The 621-nt window shown below is 43.3% G+C and carries 2 rRNA genes; both read left to right on the top strand.

The features are described 5' to 3' along the window. A 16S ribosomal RNA gene (locus tag GPK81_RS14930) occupies positions 1-61 on the top strand; the annotation flags it as partial. A 60-nt stretch (positions 62-121) separates the two neighbouring features. Continuing rightward, positions 122-239: ribosomal RNA gene (rrf, locus tag GPK81_RS14925) — 5S ribosomal RNA — on the top strand. The last annotated feature ends 382 nt before the right edge of the window (positions 240-621 follow it).

The raw sequence follows: 621 nt of genomic DNA, 5'->3' as shown, positions 1-621 counted from the left end.
GACTGGGGTGAAGTCGTAACAAGGTAGCCGTATCGGAAGGTGCGGCTGGATCACCTCCTTTCTAAGGAAAAAGTAGAGAAAAGAAATGTGTTTTACTGTTTAGCTATCAAGCTGAAAGATTTCTGGTGCCGATGCGGTTGGGGGACACACCCGTTCCCATCCCGAACACGACGGTTAAGACCCAATCGGCCGATGGTACTGCACTGGAGACGGTGTGGGAGAGCAGGTGGGCGCCAGATCAAAAAAAGAAAGACAGGGAAACCTGATGAGATAGATGCTGGTTTTACCAGTGATCTGAGAGAAAAAGTTATTTTCCTTTCAGATGGCTGATAAAACATCAGTCAGCATTGTACCTTGAAAACTGCATACATGAAATTTGATTAAGTTAATCAAATATCCTTAAACGCAAAGTATTAAGAAATTAATGCAAACGCAAAGATAGGAAGACATCGATTTATCTGTTATAAACAGAGTAATCAAACACATACGTTACGAACGTAAGTGTAAACTTCGTGAGAAGAAAGCACTTACTGTAGTAACACGAGAATCAAGAGACCGCATCACCTACGCTAGGGTGATGAAGCGAAAGGTCAAGCAATAAGGGCACAGGGCGGATGCCTT

The organism is Blautia sp. MCC283, from assembly GCF_018785565.1.
In the GTDB taxonomy this organism is placed as follows: Bacteria; Bacillota; Clostridia; order Lachnospirales; family Lachnospiraceae; genus Blautia_A.
Note: the sequence above shows the minus strand (reverse complement) of the source record. Positions and strands in the feature narration are given on the sequence as shown.